Annotated in this window: 17 protein-coding genes; 8 read left to right on the top strand and 9 right to left on the bottom strand. The window is 61.4% G+C overall.

Features of this window, described 5'->3' with window-relative positions; all coding sequences use genetic code 11:
• Position 1 precedes the first annotated feature (1 nt).
• Entirely contained in the window at positions 2-1306 is a 1305-nt protein-coding gene (locus AR689_RS19110) for an MFS transporter (RefSeq protein WP_062072690.1), read from the bottom strand.
• Between the two features lie 157 nt (positions 1307-1463).
• Between AR689_RS19110 and rraA the strand changes: the two genes are divergently transcribed.
• The 3 genes from rraA to AR689_RS19095 all read left to right on the top strand — a co-directional run bounded on the left by rraA (position 1464) and on the right by AR689_RS19095 (position 5543).
• Positions 1464-1937: a ribonuclease E activity regulator RraA gene (rraA, locus tag AR689_RS19105; protein ID WP_062072689.1), complete on the top strand. Its 474-nt coding sequence runs from the start codon at positions 1464-1466 to the stop codon at positions 1935-1937.
• A 132-nt stretch (positions 1938-2069) separates the two neighbouring features.
• Positions 2070-3722, top strand: a complete 1653-nt coding sequence (locus tag AR689_RS19100; RefSeq protein ID WP_062072687.1) for an MDR family MFS transporter — start codon at positions 2070-2072, stop codon at positions 3720-3722.
• Positions 3723-4073: 351 nt separating this feature from the next.
• A complete protein-coding gene (locus AR689_RS19095; protein WP_062072685.1) occupies positions 4074-5543 on the top strand; it encodes a sugar porter family MFS transporter in 1470 nt (489 codons plus the stop codon).
• Between the two features lie 52 nt (positions 5544-5595).
• Here AR689_RS19095 and AR689_RS19090 read toward each other — a convergent pair whose 3' ends face one another.
• The 3 genes from AR689_RS19090 to AR689_RS19080 all read right to left on the bottom strand — a co-directional run bounded on the left by AR689_RS19090 (position 5596) and on the right by AR689_RS19080 (position 7927).
• A complete protein-coding gene (locus tag AR689_RS19090) occupies positions 5596-6834 on the bottom strand; it encodes an MFS transporter (protein ID WP_062072683.1) in 1239 nt (412 codons plus the stop codon).
• Positions 6835-6864: 30 nt separating this feature from the next.
• Positions 6865-7305, bottom strand: a complete 441-nt coding sequence (locus tag AR689_RS19085) for a MarR family winged helix-turn-helix transcriptional regulator (RefSeq protein WP_062072681.1) — start codon at positions 7303-7305, stop codon at positions 6865-6867.
• Positions 7306-7411: 106 nt separating this feature from the next.
• A complete protein-coding gene (locus AR689_RS19080) occupies positions 7412-7927 on the bottom strand; it encodes a GNAT family N-acetyltransferase (RefSeq protein WP_062073897.1) in 516 nt (171 codons plus the stop codon).
• Positions 7928-8040: 113 nt separating this feature from the next.
• Between AR689_RS19080 and AR689_RS19075 the strand changes: the two genes are divergently transcribed.
• The 5 genes from AR689_RS19075 (at position 8041) to cycA (ending at position 11910) form a co-directional block, all read left to right on the top strand.
• Positions 8041-8370 (top strand): PadR family transcriptional regulator, encoded by a 330-nt coding sequence (locus tag AR689_RS19075; RefSeq protein WP_062072679.1) that lies wholly within the window; start codon positions 8041-8043, stop codon positions 8368-8370.
• A 1-nt stretch (position 8371) separates the two neighbouring features.
• Positions 8372-8737 (top strand): DUF1048 domain-containing protein, encoded by a 366-nt coding sequence (locus AR689_RS19070; protein ID WP_062072677.1) that lies wholly within the window; start codon positions 8372-8374, stop codon positions 8735-8737.
• Entirely contained in the window at positions 8734-9528 is a 795-nt protein-coding gene (locus tag AR689_RS19065) for an ABC transporter ATP-binding protein (protein ID WP_062072675.1), read from the top strand. Before AR689_RS19070 ends, AR689_RS19065 begins: the two co-directional genes overlap by 4 nt.
• Positions 9525-10286, top strand: coding sequence for an ABC transporter permease (locus tag AR689_RS19060; protein ID WP_062072673.1), 762 nt, complete (start codon positions 9525-9527; stop codon positions 10284-10286). Before AR689_RS19065 ends, AR689_RS19060 begins: the two co-directional genes overlap by 4 nt.
• A 163-nt stretch (positions 10287-10449) precedes the next feature.
• Positions 10450-11910: a D-serine/D-alanine/glycine transporter gene (cycA, locus tag AR689_RS19055; protein ID WP_062072671.1), complete on the top strand. Its 1461-nt coding sequence runs from the start codon at positions 10450-10452 to the stop codon at positions 11908-11910.
• Between the two features lie 81 nt (positions 11911-11991).
• Here cycA and AR689_RS19050 read toward each other — a convergent pair whose 3' ends face one another.
• The 5 genes from AR689_RS19050 to AR689_RS19030 form a co-directional block, all read right to left on the bottom strand.
• Positions 11992-15960: a CLIPPER-2 domain-containing protein gene (locus tag AR689_RS19050; protein ID WP_231745655.1), complete on the bottom strand. Its 3969-nt coding sequence runs from the start codon at positions 15958-15960 to the stop codon at positions 11992-11994.
• Positions 15961-16192: 232 nt separating this feature from the next.
• Positions 16193-16951 carry an iron ABC transporter ATP-binding protein gene (locus AR689_RS19045; protein ID WP_062072666.1) on the bottom strand — a complete coding sequence of 253 codons (759 nt, stop codon included), beginning with the start codon at positions 16949-16951 and terminating at the stop codon, positions 16193-16195.
• Positions 16948-17994 carry an iron chelate uptake ABC transporter family permease subunit gene (locus AR689_RS19040; protein ID WP_197412925.1) on the bottom strand — a complete coding sequence of 349 codons (1047 nt, stop codon included), beginning with the start codon at positions 17992-17994 and terminating at the stop codon, positions 16948-16950. Before AR689_RS19040 ends, AR689_RS19045 begins: the two co-directional genes overlap by 4 nt.
• Positions 17987-18994 (bottom strand): ABC transporter permease, encoded by a 1008-nt coding sequence (locus AR689_RS19035; RefSeq protein ID WP_082698070.1) that lies wholly within the window; start codon positions 18992-18994, stop codon positions 17987-17989. Before AR689_RS19035 ends, AR689_RS19040 begins: the two co-directional genes overlap by 8 nt.
• A gap of 26 nt (positions 18995-19020) precedes the next feature.
• Positions 19021-19971: a siderophore ABC transporter substrate-binding protein gene (locus tag AR689_RS19030; protein WP_062072664.1), complete on the bottom strand. Its 951-nt coding sequence runs from the start codon at positions 19969-19971 to the stop codon at positions 19021-19023.
• Between the last annotated feature and the right edge of the window lie 21 nt (positions 19972-19992).

Below are 19992 nucleotides of genomic sequence, written 5' to 3'. Positions count from 1 at the left end.
CCTAGTCCACGCTCTTGATCTTCACCACGAAGACGGCGCCCAAGAGCCCGATGATTGCGGCGGCTACGTACAACGAGACGTAGCCGCCCCAGAAAAGGACAAACGGAGAGGCGATCAAGGGGGCGATCACCTGCGGCAAGGAGTTGGCGATGTTGATAACGCCCAAATCCCGGCCGCGGTCCATCCCAGTGGGAAGGACCTGCGTGATGAGTGCGAAGTCAACGGCGAGATACGCTCCGAATCCGATCCCCAACACCACCGCACCGGCAAGCCCGCCGATCCACGTCGGCGCGAAGGCCAGGATCAGTGACGCCAGCGCAATGATCACCGACGAAGCGATCACCAAAGGCTTCCGCTTGCCCATCCTGTCGCTCAGCCTTCCCCCGAGCACGCTGGTGACAATGACCGAGACTGCGTAAAGCCCGGTAAGAATGAGGACACCAAACGACGGGTCGATTCCCTCGGTTTCCTTGAGACGCACAGCATCACTCAGGAAGAACAACAGATACAACGTGACCATGTGGTTGCCGGTGCTTACCAGAAGGCGAGTCAGCCAAGCCCACGCGAAATCCGGGTAGCGCTTGGGAGAGACCCAAAAGCCTTTGAGGAATTTCGCCATCTTGAACGGTGGTCGCTCGGTTGGCGGAAGCTGCTGGTCATCATTCTTAAAGAGATAAACCACGACGCCGGCGAGCAGCGCTGCAGCGCACAGCCAGTAACCTGCGGCAAAGTTTCCAACAACGACCGCAGCGATCACGGCTCCGATCAGAATGCCTACAGTCTGTCCCATGGCGGCCAGTCCACCCACAGTCCCCCGCTGTGGAACCGGGACACGATCAGGTATGGCGGCCGTAATAGCGGCGTACATGGCGTTGGCTCCAGCCTGCACAAGGCACCACAGCAAAGTCATTGCCGCAACGTTGGGAGCACCGGCCAAAGCGACGAGCGCAACGGCTCCCAGGATGGCGCCCATCAGGACCCAGGGAACACGGCGACCAAACCTGGAGGTAGTGCGATCGCTGAATGCCCCGAAGAGCGGGTTTGCCACCATGGAGACGGCCGCACCGCAGCCCGTGACCAGAGCAAGGATCGCTTCCTTCTGGCCTTCGTCAAAGTGAGCTGCCTGCAGGCCCAAGAGCACTTGGAGGGGGCCAAAGAACGCTGCGTTGATGCCCAGGTTGACCAGCACCACGCCAGTGACCCAGATCGGCCGGACACGGGTGACAGGCTCGGCCAGGGCCGTGGCGGTCCCGCCCCGGACTACGGCTGGATCCGGCACCGGGCCCGGTAGATCGGACAAGCTCATAGCAGGTTCCCCCTCATTCAATGTTTGGATTCAGCCTAGCGCGACGGAGCGACGCTGAACCGCCGTCGGGATTTTTATCCACATAGGCCGAAACATGTCCTGCCCTGGCCCTGAGGCAAGGGTTAGTGTGGCCTCAAACCGATAGAGGAGCAGCATTGTGAGCGAGCAAGTAAATACCGCCGATCTTTACGACGAGCGCGGAGAGGAACTCGAATCCATCGCCATCCAGTTTCAAAGCCTGGGCGGACGCACGCATTTCAGCGGGCCTGTCCGCACTATTCGGTGTTTCGAGGACAACGCCTTGGTCAAGACCGTCCTCAATACACCTGGCGAAGGTGCCGTCCTGGTCATCGATGGGCAGGGGTCGCTGAGGACCGCACTCATGGGAGACATGATTGCGGAAAGCGCTGTGGCCAACGGCTGGGCAGGCGTAGTGATCAACGGCGCCATTCGAGACCGCGAGGCGATTTCCCGCTTGCCTCTGGGCGTCAAGGCACTCGGCAGCAACCCGAAGAAGAGCGCCAAAACAGGTGTGGGCGAGGTGGATGTTCAGCTGGTCATCGACCGCGTCCGCATCCAGCCAGGGGTGATGATCTTCTGCGATCCGGACGGCATTCTGATCGAGCACTGATCCTTAGGGGGCTGCCGACTTAGAGGGAAAGTGGAAGAAATATTCTCCCTTCGGGAATCAACCGGGCTGTAAGATAGTTACTGAAAGCAACTATCCTGCTTAATCCACTTTTCTGCCACCTCTGGAGAAGATATGTCCAAAACTGCGCCTGTACGGGCTGCCGGAGAGGTCCTGACCCATCGTCAGACACTCACGGTCATGGTGGGGCTCATGCTCGGCATGTTCCTGTCCTCGCTGGACCAAACCATCGTGTCCACCTCTATCTACACCATCGCCAACGACCTCGACGGCCTGTCCCTTCAGGCGTGGGCCACCACGGCGTACCTCATCACCTCCACGGTCAGCACTCCGCTCTACGGCAAGCTCAGCGACATCTTCGGCCGCCGCCCGCTATACCTCGTGGCAATCGTGATCTTCCTTGCCGGCTCCCTCTACGCGGGATCTGTCCACTCGATGACCGAGCTCGCCATCGCCCGCGGCATCCAGGGCCTCGGCGCCGGCGGTTTGCTGGCTTTGGCGTTGACCATCATCGGTGACATCGTGGCGCTGAAGGACCGAGCGAAGTACCAGGGCTACTTCATGTCCGTCTTCGGCATTTCCTCCGTTCTCGGTCCGGTGATTGGCGGCGCCTTCGCAGGCTCGGCAAACATTCTGGGCTTTGACGGCTGGCGTTGGGTCTTCTTCATCAACCTCCCCATTGGGCTTGCCGCCCTTGTGGTGGTGTTCATGTACCTCCACCTCCCGGCACGGCATGTGAAGCAAAAGATCGACTACTGGGGCGCCGCTGCGATCACCCTTGCCATTGTTCCGCTGCTGCTGGTCGCAGAACAGGGCCGCACCTGGGGTTGGGCTTCCGGCGCAGCCTGGCTCTGCTACGGCCTTGGTGTCATCGGCATCGTGGCCTTCCTCCTGGCCGAGAAGCGCGCCGGGGACTACGCGCTGATTCCGCTGCGCCTCTTCAAGAACATGACATTCGGGCTGTCATCGCTGCTGAACTTCATCATCGGCATCGGAATGTTCGGCGCCATTGCCATGCTGCCCATGTATCTGCAGCTCGTGAAGGGGCTCACCCCTACCGAGGCCGGCCTGATGATGATCACGTTCACTGTGGGCATCCTCTTCGGCTCCATCTCTGCCGGCCGGACCATTTCCTCATCCGGGGTATACCGGATCTTCCCCATCATGGGCACGGCAGTGCTGGCTGCCGCCGCCACTGTGATGGGCCTGGTCCTCGGCGTCGATACCGGTTTGTGGGTTCCCGGCTTGATCGCTGTGTTCTTCGGCGTCGGTTTGGGCTTCTGCATGCAGCCGCTGACACTTGCCATGCAGGTTTCCGTCCCGCCGAAGGATATGGGAGTGGGCACCTCAACAGCCGCGTTCTTCCGTTCCATGGGCGGCGCAGTAGGCACGGCTGTTTTCATCTCCATGCTCTTCAGCACAGCCGCTGACAAGATCGCCGACGGCATGAAGACTGCCGCAGCCAACCCGGACTACCAGGCTGTCATGAAGGACCCGGCTGTGGCTTCCGATCCGGCCAACGCCAAGCTCTTCGATTTCTTCAAGAACGGCGCCAACAACGACTCCCTGAACGACACCAGTTGGCTTCACACGGCCAACAGCACGCTCACGAGGCCCATTACCGAAGGCTTTGCCCAAGCAATCGACATCGTGATGCTGACGGCGGCCGGACTCATGATCATTGCCTTCCTGATCAGCTTCGCCTTGCCCAACAAGAAGCTCACGGATCCCAAGGCCGCAGCCAAGGAATCCGTTCCCGCGCACTAAGCCTGGTCGCTAAAGAGTTGGTCACGAGCCAGCTGATTAAACGAGCTAGTTGAACTCAAAGAACGGCAGGCAGTCCCCGGGCTGCCTGCCGTTCCTTGCGTTCAAGTAGTTCCGCCAACGACGCCTTTTCACCCTCTCGAAGGGACACGGGGGCGCCACTCAGCGAGCTCCCAGCCAACAAACAGGCGTACATACGTTAACAGCATGAATGCATGTCACGTCGGTCACTTGACTGGAATTGGAGCGATATGACGTGCCACACTGTGTAGCGCGAGTGCACCGGCGTCCCCGTCGGACAGCCGACGACGTCCCGCACATCGCTTCCAAACCCACATTCCCTAAGGGAGACCCATGTCCAGTTCCAGCACCGAAGGCGCGCCCCCAGTTTCACGGAAGGTGATCGGCCTGGCCGTCGCCGGCGCGGTGGGAGGATTCCTCTTCGGCTTCGATTCGTCCGTGGTCAATGGTGCCGTGGATGCGATGGCTGACGAGTTCGTCATGAGCGAGGCCGTCACAGGCTTCGCCGTTGCCGTCGCCCTGCTGGGCTGCGCGGCCGGCGCCTACTTCGCCGGCAAGATCGCCGACCGCTATGGACGCATCCCCGCCATGAAGATCGGCGCGCTGCTGTTCTTGGTGAGCGCTGTGGGAACGGGCCTCGCCTTTGGTGTGTGGGACCTCATCTTCTGGCGCTTGGTGGGTGGCTTGGGGATCGGACTTGCCTCCGTTATTGCCCCGGCATACATCTCCGAAATCTCACCCCGGCACGTCCGTGGCCGTTTGGCTTCGCTCCAGCAGCTCGCCATCACCACGGGTATCTTCGCAGCGCTTCTCTCCGACGCGGTGCTGGCCAACTCGGCTGGCGGCGCCGGCGGCACGTTGTGGCTGGGCATTGAAGCCTGGCGCTGGATGTTCATCGCCTGCGCCGTGCCCGCCACGGTGTATGGCTGGATCGCTTTCCGCTTGCCGGAGTCCCCGCACTTCCTGGTCCTCAACGGCAAGGAAGACCAGGCCCGCAGTATCTTCAACAAGATCATCCCGGGGGACGACATCGAGCGGCACATCCGCGAGATCCGCGAATCCATCCAGGAAGAAAAGCTCTCCACCAAGAAGGGCTCCCTCCGCGGCAACAGGTTCGGTCTTCTTCCAGTGGTGTGGATCGGCATCATCCTCTCCGTCCTGCAGCAGTTCGTCGGCATCAACGTGATCTTCTACTACTCCACCACCCTGTGGAAGGCCGTGGGGTTCCAGGAGAAGGACTCGTTGACCATCTCCGTGGCCACCTCCGTCACGAACATCCTGGTGACTCTTGTTGCCATCGCCCTGGTGGACCGAATTGGCCGCCGTCCCATCCTGCTCACCGGTTCCATCGGCATGGCTGCTTCCCTCGGCGTCATGGCCATGGCCTTCTCCTCCGCAGTCGGTACGGGCTCCGAGATCAGCCTCCCGGGCGCGTGGGGGCCGGTGGCACTGGTGGCAGCCAACGTCTTCGTGATCAGCTTCGGCGCCTCGTGGGGTCCGCTTGTTTGGGTGCTGTTGGGCGAAATCTTCCCGTCCCGGATCCGCGCCCGGGCCCTCGGCTTGGCCGCAGCGGCACAGTGGATCGCGAACTTTGCCATCACGCTCAGCTTCCCCATCATGGCGGCAGGTTCGCTGCCACTGACGTACGCCATGTACGCGGCGTTCGCGGCGGCGTCGTTCTTCTTTGTCATGTTCAAGGTTCCGGAGACCAACGGCATGTCCTTGGAACAGGCCGAAACCCTGTTCGTTCCCAAGGGAGCCCCGGTGGCACCCCTGCCAGTCACCAGGGACGAAGCGAAGTAGCGCACAAAGAAGCCCGGCGGATTCCGCCGGGCTTTTTGTGTTTGCGGGAGATTTACACCAGGTGAGGCTCGTGGGATTTCAGGTAGCCGCGTCCTCCAAAAGCAACGAGGATGGCGACCACCATGGCCACTGCGCCGGCGAAGAACGGCACCTGCGGGCCGAAGTGCTCGCCGAGCTGGGCCGCCGCGAACGGTGCCAGCGCGCCGCCCATCCACCGCACAAAGTTGTAACCGGCAGAAGCAACGGGTCGGGGCGAATCAGAAACACCCATGGCCAGTTCCGTATAGACCGTGTTGTTGATGCCGAGCAGGGCACCGGCCACGATGACCAGCACGACGACGGCCGTCACCGAGTGCCCGGCAGCCAGTCCCAGCCCGATCAGGTCGAGCATGAGCGCGGCCAAGGTGCCGGTCAGGACTTTTACGGCGCCAAACCGGTTCTGGAGGACGGGAGCGACGAAGACGGAGAACACAGCGACGGCGACGCCCCAGCCGAAGAACACTCCCCCGATGCCGTAGGCGTCCATGCCCAGGATGAAGGGGGTGAAGGCAAGGATAGTGAAGAAGCCATAGTTATAGAACAAGGCGCTGGCTGCAGTAGTGCGGAGGCCCTTGTGTCCCAGTGCCAGCAGCGGATCCCTCAGACGGGACTTCGTCGCCGGGGCGGGTGTTTTGGGAAGCAAAGCCAGCAGCGCGATGAAAGCGGCGGCCATGAGGACTGCGGTGCCGAAGAATGGGGCACGCCACTGCCAGCCACCCAAGAGGGCACCCAGCAGCGGGCCGAGGGAGATACCCAGGCCGAGCGCTGCTTCGTAAAGGATGATGGCCGTGCCGGTTCCACCACTGGCGACGCCGACGATCACGGCAAGTGCCGTTGCCACGAACAACGCGTTACCAAGACCCCAACCGGCCCGGAATCCCACCAGCTGTTCAACGCTGCCGGAGAGGCCGGACAAGGATGCGAACACCACGATGATGGCCAACCCGATCAGGAGCGTCTTCTTTCCGCCAATCCTTGAAGACACGAATCCGCTGATCAGCATGGCGATTGCGGTGACCAGGAAATAGCTGGTGAACAGCAACGAGACTTCACTGGTGGATGCCTCAAGATTCTTGGCAATCGCGGGAAGGATCGGGTCTACGAGTCCGATGCCCATAAACGCGAAAACGGCCGCGAGCGCAGTGGCCCACACCGCCTTGGGCTGCTTGAGGAGGGAAGCCTTCTCGGCTTCCAAGGTGGTTTCGATGGTTGTTTCGGCGCTTGCTGAAGCGTCAGCCAACTGGCGTGACATTCAATTGCTCCTTGTCGGTGCTTTTTCTGTTTAGTTCTGGAACGAGCTGTTGAGCTTGGCGATCACAGGCAGCGCGGACGCGAGATGCTCGATTTCTTCGCTGCTGAGGTCTTGGAGCAGTTCGGCCACCATGGCGTTTCGCCGCTGGTTGGCGGATTCGACGGCGGCCGTTCCGGCTTGGGTGATTGCTACCTGGACGGCCCGTGAGTCGTCGGGGTCAGGTTGCCGGGTGACCAAGCCTGCCCGCTCAAGTTTGATGATCTGCTCCGTGGCGCTGGGGACTTTGATGCCCAGGTTCTTGGCGATATCGCCCACGCGGAGGCCGCCGTCGGAAATCATGGACAGCAGGCTGAGCTGCGCTGCGGTGAGCTCACCTTCGGGATCCAGGCGGCGGAACATGTACACGCCGAGCCGAAGTGACTCGCGGAATTCCTGGGCGAGGTCCAGCAGCCGGGGATCAAAGGTGTTCATATTTAGGTAGCCTAATAGTTAGGGTGCCTAAATGTCAACGACCCACGCACCCAACTAGGTCGCAGATCAGGTCGTTCTCAGCGCTGGGAACGACCTGATCTGCTACTCAGTTGGGTAGGAAGGTGAGCTTCATGCCCTCGTGGCTCGCGACGAATCCCAGGCGCTCATAGAAGCGATGGGCTGCAACCCGGGACTTGTCCGTGGTGAGCTGCATCAGCGAACAGCCACGCTCCCGGGCCTGGTCAATCGCCCACTGAATCATCAGCGCACCAACGCCCTGTCCCCGCAGCGAACCGGCCACCCGAACAGCCTCAATCTGCGCACGCCAGGATCCCCTGCGCGACAAGCCCGGAATATAGCTGAGATGGAACGTCGCAACCACCTCACCGCCCAGTTCGCCCACCACCAAAAGGTGCGCGGGGTCGGCATCGATCGCGTCAAAAGCCAGCTCATAAGGCGCTAAATCGTCGGCATTCTCACGAGTGGCACCCAGTTGGTCATCTACGAGCAACGCGAGGATGCGCGGCAGATCGCCCTTGCGGGCGCGCCGGAGGGTAAAGATTCCATGCTCGACGGCGGCAGTCAGCAGGGCCGGTTCGGCGCTGGATGGAGTAGTCACCACCCCAGCATGCCACTTCGGCCCGAACACCTCGGAACTCAGTATTGCTAAGTACCGGTACTTAGTTCTACTATGTACCGGTAGCTAGTGATACTGAGTAGCGAGGGAGGTGTCCGATGGGCAAGCAAATGACGGAGATGCTCAAAGGCACATTGGAGGGCATCGTTTTGGCCCTCCTCACCGGGAAGGCAGCGTACGGATACGAAATCACCACGCAGCTCCGGGAGCAGGGATTTACTGAGATCGCTGAAGGCACCGTGTACGCACTGCTGGTCAGGATCGAGCAAAAGGGGCTGGTTGACGTTGAGAAGCGCCCTTCCGAGAAAGGGCCGCCCCGCAAGGTCTACACGCTCAACACTCAGGGCGAAAAGGAACTGAACGAATTCTGGAACACCTGGAGCTTCTTGTCCGGACGGATTGAAGAGCTCCGCAAGGAAGGAAAATAACATGGCCGCAAAATGGATCGAACTGGTCACCGGACCGCTCGAGCAGAAGAAACAGTACAAGCAGGCAAAGGCCCGGCTCGATGCCCTGCCTGAGCCGTACCTCACCGCAGCAACCGCCTTCAACCGGTACCTGATGTACTACGGCGGCGTCACCGACGGCGACACCATGGTCCAGATGCTCACGGACTTCGCAGACCTTTGGGAACGCGCCGCAGTAGACGGCACTCCCGTCAGCGAAATCGTGGGCGAAGATCCGGTGGAGTTCGCCGAATCCTTCGCCCAGGCCTACGGCGGAAATCGCTGGATCGACAAAGAACGCGAGCGCCTCAACAAGGCAATCAATAAAGCGAGGGAGGCGGAATCATGACCGCTGCAGCAATCCGCGTAGAGGGAATTGAGAAGTCGTACAAGGACCTCCACGTACTCCGGGGTGTGGACTTCGAGGTAGCGTCCGGCAGAATTTTCGCGCTGCTTGGTTCCAACGGGGCGGGCAAGACCACCATGGTGAAGATCCTGTCCACCCTGCTTAAAGCGGATGCCGGCTCGGCCGCCGTCGGAGGCTTTGATGTGGCCACCGAGTCGCTCAAGGTGAGGCAGGCCATCAGCCTCACCGGGCAGTTCGCGGCAGTGGACGAGGTTCTCTCCGGCAAAGAAAATCTGGTGCTGGTGGCTAAGCTGCGTCATTTGAAGAATCCCGGTGACATCGCCGACGATTTGCTGGCGCAGTTCAGCCTCACCGAGGCAGGGTCCCGCAAGGTGGCGAGCTATTCAGGCGGCATGCGTCGTCGCCTGGACATTGCGATGAGCCTGATCGGCAACCCGCAGGCGATTTTCCTGGACGAGCCCACCACAGGCCTCGATCCCGAAGCCCGCCTTGAGGTGTGGCAGATCGTCAAGAACCTTGCCAGGCAAGGGACCACGGTCCTGCTCACCACGCAGTACCTCGACGAGGCTGAACAACTGGCGGACCGGATCGCCATCCTGCATGAGGGCCGGATCATCGCCAACGGCACCCTGGCTGAACTCAAGCAGTTGCTCCCGCCAGCCAAGATCGAGTACGTCGAAAAGCAGCCGAGCCTGGAGGACATCTTCCTGGCCCTGGTGGGCGGCGGCAGCACTGCTGCCGGGAACAACGAGTCAGTAAAGGACAGGTCATGAACACCCATTTCTTCGCAGACACCTCGGTCCTGCTGGGCCGGTCCATGCGGCACATCTTCCGGAGCGTTGACACCATCATCACCACCGCGATCACCCCGATCGCCCTGATGCTGCTGTTCGTCTACGTCTTCGGAGGGGCCATCAGGACCGACACCGAGAACTACGTCAATTACCTGCTTCCGGGGATCATGCTCATCGCCATTGCATCCGGCATTGCCTACACCGCAGTCCGGCTGTTCACCGACATGCAGAGCGGCATCTTTGAACGGTTCCACTCCATGCCGATCGCACGCTCGTCGGTTCTCTGGGCACACGTCTTGACCTCATTGGTGGCCAACGGACTTTCGCTGGTGATCATCGTGGTGGTGGCACTACTCATGGGATTCCGCAGTTCCGCCAACGTCCTGGACTGGCTGGCCGTGGCTGGCATCCTGGCACTCTTCACGCTGGCACTGACCTGGATCGCGATCATCGCAGGCCTCTCGGCGAAGTCCGTTGACGGCGCGGGCGGGTTCTCCTACCCGCTGATCTTCCTTCCGTTTATCAGCTCGGCCTTTGTCCCGACGGAAACCATGCCGGGCCCGGTCCGGTGGTTTGCCGAAAACCAACCAGTCACCTCCATCGTGAACACCATCCAGGATCTGCTCGCGCAGCGTCCCGTGGGTGGCGACATCTGGGTGGCCCTGGCGTGGTGCTTGGGGATCCTTGTCGTCTCCTACGCCTTCGCCACCGCAGCCTACAAGCGCCAGATCGCTTAGGTCCCACCCGGCCACAACAACGGCTAAAGCTCCTCTTTTCCACAGAGGAGCTTTCGCCATGCAGACCGATTCGCCATTGGTCAGACATTAGCTATAGCTTTATCGAACAGATTTGTAACGGCCGTCACCATTGTGGCTGATCCTTCGAAGGGTTCTTGAACTAATGTCCGACCAGACAACACCGGAGTTGCTCCACGCCTCCAGCAGGGACAGCGAACCTCACCTGTCACGTTCGCTCAGCAACCGCCACATCCAGCTCCTGGCCATCGGCGGCGCCATTGGAACCGGTCTCTTCATGGGCTCCGGCAAGACCATCTCGGTAGCCGGCCCCTCCGTGATCTTCGTGTACATGATCATCGGCTTCATGCTGTTCTTCGTCATGCGCGCCATGGGCCAGTTGCTCCTTTCCAACCTGAACTACAAGTCCTTCAGCGACTTCGCGGGCGACCTCCTTGGACCCTGGGCAGGCTTCTTCACCGGTTGGACCTACTGGTTCTGCTGGGTAGTCACCGGCGTGGCAGACGTCATCGCCATCGCAGGCTACGCCGACGAACTCTGGCCGGGAATCCAGCTCTGGATCCCGGGCCTGGCCACCATCATCATCCTGCTCCTCCTGAACCTGCCCACGGTGAAGGCCTTCGGAGAGACAGAGTTCTGGTTCGCGCTTATCAAGATCATTGCCATTGTGGCGCTGATCGTCGTGGGCCTGGTGATGATCTTCACCGGCTTCCAGTCCAACGCAGGAACCGCGAGCTTCACCAACCTCTGGAGCCACGGCGGCTTCTTCCCCAAAGAGTTCATGGGCTTCGTAGCCGGCTTCCAAATCGCCGTCTTCGCATTCGTGGGCATCGAGCTGGTGGGTACGGCCGCCGCCGAAACCAAGAACCCTGAGCACAACCTCCCCCGCGCCATCAACGCAATCCCCCTGCGCGTCATGCTCTTCTACGTAGGCGCCCTGATCATCCTCATGTCCGTTACCCCGTGGACCGAGTTCAGAGCCGGCCAGAGCCCGTTCATTGCCATGTTCTCCCTGGCTGGCCTGGGAATGGCAGCTACCGTGGTGAACCTCGTGGTCCTCACCTCGGCCATGTCCTCCGCCAACTCGGGCATCTACTCGACCTCGCGCATGGTCTACGGCCTGGCCAACGACGGCGACGCACCCAAGCTCTTCGGCCGTCTCTCCAGCCGCAAAGTACCCCAAAACGCACTGTTCCTGTCCTGCGTCCTGCTGCTGGCCGGCGTCGCACTTCTCTACGCAGGCAAGGATGTGGGCGTGGCGTTCGACATGGTGACCACCGTGTCCGCCGTCTGCTTCATGTTCGTATGGTCCATCATCCTGGCCAGCTACCTGGTGTACCGCAAGCGCCGCCCCGAACAGCACGCGGCCTCACCGTTCAAGATGCCGGGCGGCATCCCCATGGTGTGGGTGGTGTTCGCGTTCTTCGCATTCCTCGTCTGGGCGCTGACCACCCAGCCGGACACGCTCACCGCCTTGCTGGTCACGCCCATCTGGTTCGCCATCCTTGGCGTGGCCTACGCGGTTGTCCGCAGATCACCCCTGCACCAGGCCCGTGTGGCTGAGTGGAAGGCGATGGCTGAAGCCGAAACCACGGCAGCACACTAAGTCTTAGACCGGAAAGCACGACGTCGGCACCCTGGCTTGGGTGCCGACGTCGCTGTTTCTACTTCACTTCATTCCCTGCGGCTAGGCGGCCCTACGCCGACGGCTGGCCAGCAGGGCCAAGCCTCCAGCGATCAAGAGCACTACGGCGCCCCCAAGTCCAAGCATGACGCCGGAGGCACCGGTGTCAGGCAGGTTCCCGGTGGCTGCAGCGGGAGCCGTGGGACTCGGCGCAACGGGAGCGGCGGAAGGGGCAGGAGCCGTGGGACTCGTCGTCGCGGGAGGATCAGTGACTGTCGCGACCGGAGGAACAACCACCACCGGCTTTACTATGACCTCACTTGAGTCAGTCCCCGTAACCTCGTCTCCACCGGGCGCCGTTGCAGACGCTGACACTACGTTGATGTAGGACTGCGTGACATTGCTTTGGGCTACGACCCGACTGGCCGTCTGTCCCGGAGCGAGAGTGGCAACCGGCTCGATGGACCCCAGAGCGGGGTCTTCGAATCGGACATCCGTTAGTACGGTATTGCCGGTGTTGGTCACGCTGAGTTGCCAGTAGACAGTCTCAGCCGGATTGATGGTGACAGATTCGCTCCATGGTCCCTCCTGATGCGTGGAGACGAGCTTGTCCACCTTCAACCCGGGGATGGCCCCGAAGTAATACGAATCATCAGTGGCGCTTAGCTCAGGACCGCCATGCGGGCTTGCAGCCGAAGCTGTCACCGTGTTCTTGTACTGACCTTCAACAGCCTTGCCCTGCGCCGACAACTCGACAGAGGCACCCGGTGCCAATGAAGGAATCGTCCCGGAAAATACCTCCTTGCCAGCACTGTCCTTATCAACCACCAGGACATCAGTCAGGGCAAGGTCGCCACTGTTCTTCACTGTGTACGTCCATTCCACATCACTTCCAGGAACCACCTGCGGCCCCGGAGCAGCTTCAACATCCTCACCATTTGTTGTCTTCACAACAGTCAAGCCGGCGTTGCCGCTGAGATACCAGGACTCGTCAGTGACCGGTGCAGGCTGCTGGGCCAGAGGCATCCCTTCTGCGTCCGTAGCCGTAGCCGAAGCCGTGGCCGTGTTGTGGTACTGACCTGCCACGGCGGCACCATGGGCGGTGAAGACACGGGTGTCGCCGGGAGCCAGCGCTCCTGTGTCACTCGACGTGGGAACAAGAGTGCCCGTGCTGCCATCCCCTGCCGCGAAGGCATCTGAAACTGCCACGTTTGCGAGCGGGGTGTTGCCCGTGTTGGTTACTTCGTAGCTCCAGCTCACGTCCGATCCGTTGGCCACGATGGCACCGGGAGATGACGAGTAGGAGGTTCCGTTGGTCTTCTTCACGATTCCCAGGGAAGGCGTACCGGCCACCTTCACGGCTGCCTCGTTGGTGGCGAACTGTACCGTTTCCCCGTTGTAGGTTCCCGTGGCGACGAGTACGTTGGTTGCCTTCTGCCCGAACCCGGGGTGACCCGGGACTTTGGTGGGAACCACCAAAGTGAAATCTTCCCCGGTTGCCAGGACGTCAACGAACATCCGGAAGGCTGTGGCGTTCACCGGATTGGTGGTCCAGCTGCCCGAGGTGGCATCCGTGGCGTCGGTGGAGTATTCGATCTTGGCCCCCGCCGGCGCGCCGGTGACTGCCCCAGACAGGATGACGTCGAAATCGTCGCCTGTCGCCACCGCCGGCAACCGGTCAAAGAGCGTGGCGCCGGTGACCGGGTTTGGCAGGACGTTGCTGACGTAGACCTGCCAGAACGCGGCGTCGTCAACGGTGGTGGCCAAGGACCACGGACCTGTTGCCGAGGAACTGGACAGTTTATCGAGCAGCAAACCACCAGCGATGTTGATCGACACACGGCCAACGTCTTTGGCAACACTTGCCCGTGCAGCGTCGAAATTGTAGATGTCGTCGCTGAAGAACGGCGCGTAGCCAATCATCGGCACTGTCTGCTCGGCGGTGCCGCCGTCAGCAACTCCTATGAAACGCGGGTCTCCTGTGGAGACATACGATTCGACCTGAACGGAAGAGGTACCGGGGTCATAGGCCTTGGCCAGGACAGTGACCGGAATGTCGTACTGCCATCCGGTGTTCTCAACCTGCCGGTCAGAAGGTTCCTTCGGATCCCGCATGGGGCTGATGTGGTCGTACGTGAAGGTGATGACCTGCAGTTCACAACCATCTGCATCAGTGACCCGTGATGTGGAATCCACCGTCACACCGTTGCCGATGGTTGGGATGGGCTCCACGCCCACTGAGAGGTCCGTGATGGGCGTGATGGTCTTCGTGGGATCGTACTGAACGCCGCAGGGAAGCACCACGGACATCGAGGCGTCCGTGTAGGTTTCCGAGGGGTTTTGGTTGACGATACCGGCCCTGACGGTTCCGGTGTCACCCACACTCAGGACCGACGGAACGGAGACGTTGGTGGTCAGGTACACCGAATCCACAGGGGTAAAGACGTCGGACGCCTCGCCTGTCAGGTCGCCTGCCTTAAGAGTGGCCGTGTTGTTCACGGGTCCTGGTGCAATACCTGCAGGGCTGTTGGCGGCAAGCACACCCTCGGTGATATCGCGGAAAACCGGCACGCTTCCCACAGTGACCCGCATTTCAGAGCCGACGGGCACTGTTTCATGACCCGGCGCAACGGAGATGCGCCATCCTGTCAGAATGGAGCCCGCCGGGAGGTCGAGCGTATTGTTCCCGTTGAACGTCTCCCAGCCGCTTGAACCCGTGTTCTGGACGGTCAGCGCCAAATTGTTGGCGGTGGACGGGTCGGCGGGCGTGAAGGTCTGCCACTCAGCGGAGAAGTCGGTCTGGTACTCAAAGCTGTAGGGCAGGTTTTCCGTAGCCAACACCGGGCTGAAGGCCACGTTGATAGCCGTGACATCGTTGTGGTGGAACCACTCCTCCGACGGGCTGCCGGCTGCACCGCTATCGGTGATGACGAGGTCCTCGGCCTCAGGACTGTTCCGGGGCCCCAGGTAGGAGGCATTGACGTAAGTGCTTCGGGCTATCATTCCGGCTGAGGTCTGCCCTCCTGAAGATTTCTCAATGGCCGTTGTTACACCGCCGGGAGAAGTGAAAGCAGGACCCTGTGCTTCGGCGGGTGTACCTGCTCTGACCACACCGTTGGCGTCTGTGGTCTCCAGCGTCACAGTGTTGACCGGCGGCCGCTGGCCGTCTTCCCAACCAGCAACGTGGTCCGGGTACCGGACGGTCAGCCAAATGGCAGAGTTGCTTCGGTCCAGGCAGTATCCGGTGTGGTCGTAACGTTCGTCGTTGGTCCACGTGGCTGTGGGCCAGGCGCTCGTGTCCCAAGTGCCCAGGCCAGTCGAGGCGGAGGCGAACTCCGCACCGGCGGGGAAGACATCAGTGAGTTTCTGCGCGTAGGCGGAGAAACTCAGGTAGCTTTCCTCCGAGCACACGTTGAACCGGTATGTCACCTCACGATGGATGGAGCCAGTGATGGTGGTGGCCGTCTTCTGCGCCCGGTAGTCATGGGAACCGGTGACTTTTGACGTGACAGGCCCGGAGGTTACTTGGCCACCGGGTCCGCCCGTGCCGGTCATCACGGTGTTCAGCGGAAAGCCCTCATATTTTCGCTCGTTGTCCACCTGCGAGACCGTGTACACAACGCTGACGAGGTCCTCAGTGGTTTCGTCCAGGATCATCGTCAGCACGCGGGTAGCGGGATCGTACTTATGGCTCAAAACTGGCGAGGAGCTGCCGGTAGGGAGCCCAGCGAAGGTAGTACCCTCCGGAAGTGTTGTGGTCATTTCCACACCGATTGCCGGATGGGAAGAATCGACGCCGCTGAAATCAACGGTAGCCGTGTAGTTGTAGTTCTGGCTCAGTGGGACCGTTTCCGGGGCGGAGAGCGAGATGGTGAAATCCCCGGCGGCTGCCATGGCCGGGGTACCACCCAGCATCAGCGACCCTGCACTGACCGCTACGGCCAGGGCTGCTGCCGGGATCTGCAGGATGGAACGCCTCCGCGATGGGGGTATCCGGGGCCTGGCACTGGAATCCCTCCTCACTCCCGGCATCTTTTCACTCCGGCCGAAACGGCCCCATGACGGTAATACAGACATTCATAGCTCCCTTGCTAGTCCTGTGCTACGCCGCCCGGGGTACACACACCACGGTGTGCGGGCGGTTCACTCAGGGTTTGGAAAGTGAGCGTTCGCTCTCTTTCTCTCATCTAGTGAGGGTGGTGCCGTAAACGTGTCGCGAAGTTTTCCATCCGGAACCATATGTTGATAACCGGGGCAACGAGTGTCAGGCGAAGTAGACACCGATGCGATGACCGTCGATTTCCTCAATGCGGATATCGATGTCGTAGACGTCGTACAGCATTCCCGCACGCATGATGTCCGAGGGCGTGCCCTGATGGATGAGGCGGCCGTCTTTCATGGCCAGGATGGTGTCCGAATAGCAGGATGCGAAGTTGATGTCGTGGACCACCAGGACAATGGTCTTCCCGAGCTCGTCAGCCAAGCGCCGTAACAGTCGCATCATTTCCACGGAGTGCTTCATGTCCAGGTTGTTCAGGGGCTCGTCGAGTAACAGGTACTCGGTGTCCTGCGCCAGGACCATGGCAATGTAGGCGCGCTGGCGCTGGCCACCGGAGAGTTCATCCACGAACTTGTCCGCCATGGAGGTGAGGTCCAGCTGCCGGATGGCTTCGTCCACGTGCTCAAGATCCTGAATTGTTGGCCGGCCACCACTGTGCGGGAAGCGCCCAAACGCCACGAGGTCGCGGACGGTCAACCGCATGGTCAGGTGGTTTTCCTGCCGCAGGATGGCCATGGTCTTGGCCAGTTCCCTGCTGGGCGTCGCGGTGACATCCAGGCCAGCCACGGATACTCCCCCTGCGTCCATGGGCTGCAGGCGGCTGATCAGGGAGAGCAGCGTGGATTTGCCGGCGCCGTTGGGGCCGATGATGGACGTGATGCCGCCGCGGGGGATCTCGCAGCTGACGTCGTCCAGCACGGTGGTGCCGCCGTAGCGCTTGGTCACGTTCCGGACGGTAATCATTTCAACGAGCCTTTCAGCAACAGGTAAAGGAAGAGGATGCCGCCGGTGAATTCGATAATCACGCTCAAGGCGGTGGCGAAACCGAACACGCGCTCCAGGAGCAGCTGACCGCCCACCAGCGCAATCGCACCGATGAGCACCACCATCGGCAGCAGCCAGGCATGCCGGAACCCGCGGCAGAGCTGGTATCCGAGGCTCACAACCAAGAGCCCGAAGAACGTCACCGGACCCACCAGCGCTGTGGAAATTGCCACCAGCAGCGAGCACGCAAGCAAAACCCGCATCACCACGCGCTTGTGGTCGACGCCTACGTTGATGGCCACTTCGCGGCCCAGCGCCAGGACGTCCAGGGTGTGCCTCGTGCGCCACACACCGACGCATACCAGGGCCACCAGCACGGCGGAAACACCCAGCAGGCCCGGATCCACATTGTTGAAGCTGGCGAAGAACAAGTCCTGCAGAATGATGAATTCGCTGGGTTCCATCAGCCGCTGCAGGAGCGAGGAAAAGCCGCGGAACAGGGTTCCCAGGACGATCCCCACGAGCAACAGCAGGTGCAGCGAGCGTGTGGCTCCGGTGAACATCCAGCGGTACAGGAACGCGCTGAAGCCAACCATCAGCAGGATCTCCAGCCCGAACTTCAGCGTTGACGGCGCCGTGGCCAGCGTGGCGGCACCGGCCACGAACGCCAGGGCCGTCTGCACCAGGATGTACAGCGAGTCGAAGCCCATGATGGACGGTGTCAGGATCCGGTTGGCCGTCACGGTCTGGAACAGCAGCGTGGACACTCCCACCGCCACGGCCACCAACAGCATGGCGGACACCTTGATGGCCCGGCGCGGCAGGATGTAGGCGATGTTTCCCTTGAGGTCGATCGTCAGGAAAACAGCAACAAGCACGACGGCGGCAATCGCCAGGATACCGATCACCAGTCCCGGTGGGGTGCTGCGGATGGCATCGCGCCACCTACCTGGCGAGGACCAGCGCTTGCCGGGGGAAACGGGAGCGGCGGCGGGCGCCGTGGACACAGGAGTTTCAGGCATTGCGTTTCCTCAAAAGCAGGAAGAGGAACAGGATGGCGCCCACAACGGACATGACCATGCCGACGGGCACTTCGTAGGGGAACCGGATGGTCCGGCCAATGATGTCGCAAACCAGCACGAAGGCCGCCCCAAAAAGCGCGGTCCACGGCACAGCCCGGCGCAGGTTGTCGCCGAACAATAGGGAAACGATGTTGGGAACCACCAGGCCAAGGAACGGCACAGCACCCACGGTGGTCACAACAACGGCCGAGATCAAGGAAACGATCATGAGTCCCAGCCGCATGGTGCGTGCATAGTTGAGGCCCAGGTTGGTGGTGAAGTCCTGTCCCATGCCGGCCACGGTGAAGCGGTCGGCGGCAAAGAGGCCCACGAGGACCAGTACGGCCACGATCCACAGGAGCTCGTATCGGCCGCGCAGCACTCCGGAGAAGTCGCCGATCATCCAGTTACTGAGCGTCTGGAGGAGGTCGAAGCGGTAGGCAAAGAATGTGGTGACGGCAGCAATCACGCCGCCCAGCATGATGCCCACCAGCGGGATGAGCAGGGTGTTGCGGGCAGGAAGGCGGCGCAGGATCGCCAGGAAGAGCGCGGTTCCCAGCACGGCGAACACGGAAGCCACCAGCATCTTGGTGAGGATCGGAGACTCCGGGGCCAGCACTGTCACTACCAGGATTCCGAGGGTCGCCGATTCCACTGTTCCCACGGTGGAGGGCTCCACGAAGCGGTTGCGGGCCATGAGTTGCATGATCAGACCGGCAACGGCAACGGCCATCCCGGCCAGCACCACAGCCAAGGTGCGCGGCACCCGGGAGACCCAAAAGATTTCCCAGGCCCCGGCGTCGTTCGCCAGCAGAGCCGGCAGCGAAACATCGCTGACGCCTACGAAAATGCTGCCCACGGCGATCACCAGCACAACGGCAGCAGCCGCAACCAGGCGGGCGGTTTCGCCAGTCCGGTTGCGGCTTGCTGGTGCCGTGGGACGCACGGCTGTGGTTGTCACGTCAGGATTTCAGGTGATGCGGGCTGTCAGGCGACGGAGTCGGCCACTGCGGTGACCATGGCCTGGACGTTGTTCAGACCGTAGCCCACGATGTACCAGCCTGCGGGATCGAGGTTGACGATCTTGTTGTTCTTGGCCGCGTTGGTGGACTTCACGAGCTCGTTGTCCAGGATGGGGTTTGCCGTGGAGCCGGCAGTGCCGATTGCGGTGTCGCGGTTGATGACGTAAAGGATGTCCGGGTTGGTTTCCTTGATGTATTCAAAGGAAACGGCCTCGCCGTGGGAGCCCTCGCTCTTGACGTCGGCGGCAGTGGGGACGCCCAGGACGTCATGGATGATGCCAAAGCGTGAGCCTGCGCCGTAAGCGGTGACTTCGCCGCCCGAGGTGAGGACGATCAAGCCCTTGCCGGCCGTAGCTGCCTTGGCCTTGGTGTCGGCAACCGTCTTGTCCACCTCTGCGAGCTTGGAGGCGACTTCGTCTTCCTTCTTGAAGATCTTGCCGAGCTTCTCCGTCTGGGCCTTGAAGCTTTCCATGGGCTTTGCAGCGTCCACGGAGAGGTCGATGGTGGGAGCGATCTTGCTCAGCTCTTCGTAGGCCCCGGAGGTGCGGCCGGAGATGATGATGAGGTCCGGAGCCGCGGAGCTGACAGCTTCGAAGTCGGGTTCCTTGAGCGAGCCAACCTTGGCGTACTTGGCTTCGGAGAACTTCTTCAGGGCCTCCGGGTAGCTGGCTTCGGGAACACCGGTGGGCTCGACGCCAAGCGCGTTCATGGTGTCCAGGACGCCGAGATCGAACGTGACAACCTTGGCCGGGTTCACGGGCACATTGGAGGTGGAGCCCTGTGCGTGCTCGATGGTGATGGTGCTTGCCTCTTCCGGCTGCGAGGACGCGGTAGCGCCGCCTCCACACGCCGTAACGGTCAGCAAGGCAGCGCCCGCAGCCAGTGCCCCAATGTAGCTCGACAGCCTCTTTTTCACGCCGGTACTCCACTCACTAAT

This window comes from Arthrobacter sp. EpRS71 (assembly GCF_001512285.1).
Classification (GTDB): domain Bacteria; phylum Actinomycetota; class Actinomycetes; order Actinomycetales; family Micrococcaceae; genus Arthrobacter.
Note: the sequence above shows the minus strand (reverse complement) of the source record. Positions and strands in the feature narration are given on the sequence as shown.

Coding starts and splice junctions, on each gene's coding strand:
- AR689_RS19110 (WP_062072690.1), bottom strand. CDS start 1,306: ATGAGCTTGTCCGATCTACCGGGCCCGGTGCCGGATCCAGCCGTAGTC.
- AR689_RS19100 (WP_062072687.1), top strand. CDS start 2,070: ATGTCCAAAACTGCGCCTGTACGGGCTGCCGGAGAGGTCCTGACCCAT.
- AR689_RS19095 (WP_062072685.1), top strand. CDS start 4,074: ATGTCCAGTTCCAGCACCGAAGGCGCGCCCCCAGTTTCACGGAAGGTG.
- AR689_RS19090 (WP_062072683.1), bottom strand. CDS start 6,834: ATGTCACGCCAGTTGGCTGACGCTTCAGCAAGCGCCGAAACAACCATC.
- AR689_RS19085 (WP_062072681.1), bottom strand. CDS start 7,305: ATGAACACCTTTGATCCCCGGCTGCTGGACCTCGCCCAGGAATTCCGC.
- AR689_RS19075 (WP_062072679.1), top strand. CDS start 8,041: ATGGGCAAGCAAATGACGGAGATGCTCAAAGGCACATTGGAGGGCATC.
- AR689_RS19070 (WP_062072677.1), top strand. CDS start 8,372: ATGGCCGCAAAATGGATCGAACTGGTCACCGGACCGCTCGAGCAGAAG.
- AR689_RS19065 (WP_062072675.1), top strand. CDS start 8,734: ATGACCGCTGCAGCAATCCGCGTAGAGGGAATTGAGAAGTCGTACAAG.
- AR689_RS19060 (WP_062072673.1), top strand. CDS start 9,525: ATGAACACCCATTTCTTCGCAGACACCTCGGTCCTGCTGGGCCGGTCC.
- cycA (WP_062072671.1), top strand. CDS start 10,450: ATGTCCGACCAGACAACACCGGAGTTGCTCCACGCCTCCAGCAGGGAC.
- AR689_RS19050 (WP_231745655.1), bottom strand. CDS start 15,960: ATGCCGGGAGTGAGGAGGGATTCCAGTGCCAGGCCCCGGATACCCCCA.
- AR689_RS19045 (WP_062072666.1), bottom strand. CDS start 16,951: ATGATTACCGTCCGGAACGTGACCAAGCGCTACGGCGGCACCACCGTG.
- AR689_RS19040 (WP_197412925.1), bottom strand. CDS start 17,994: ATGCCTGAAACTCCTGTGTCCACGGCGCCCGCCGCCGCTCCCGTTTCC.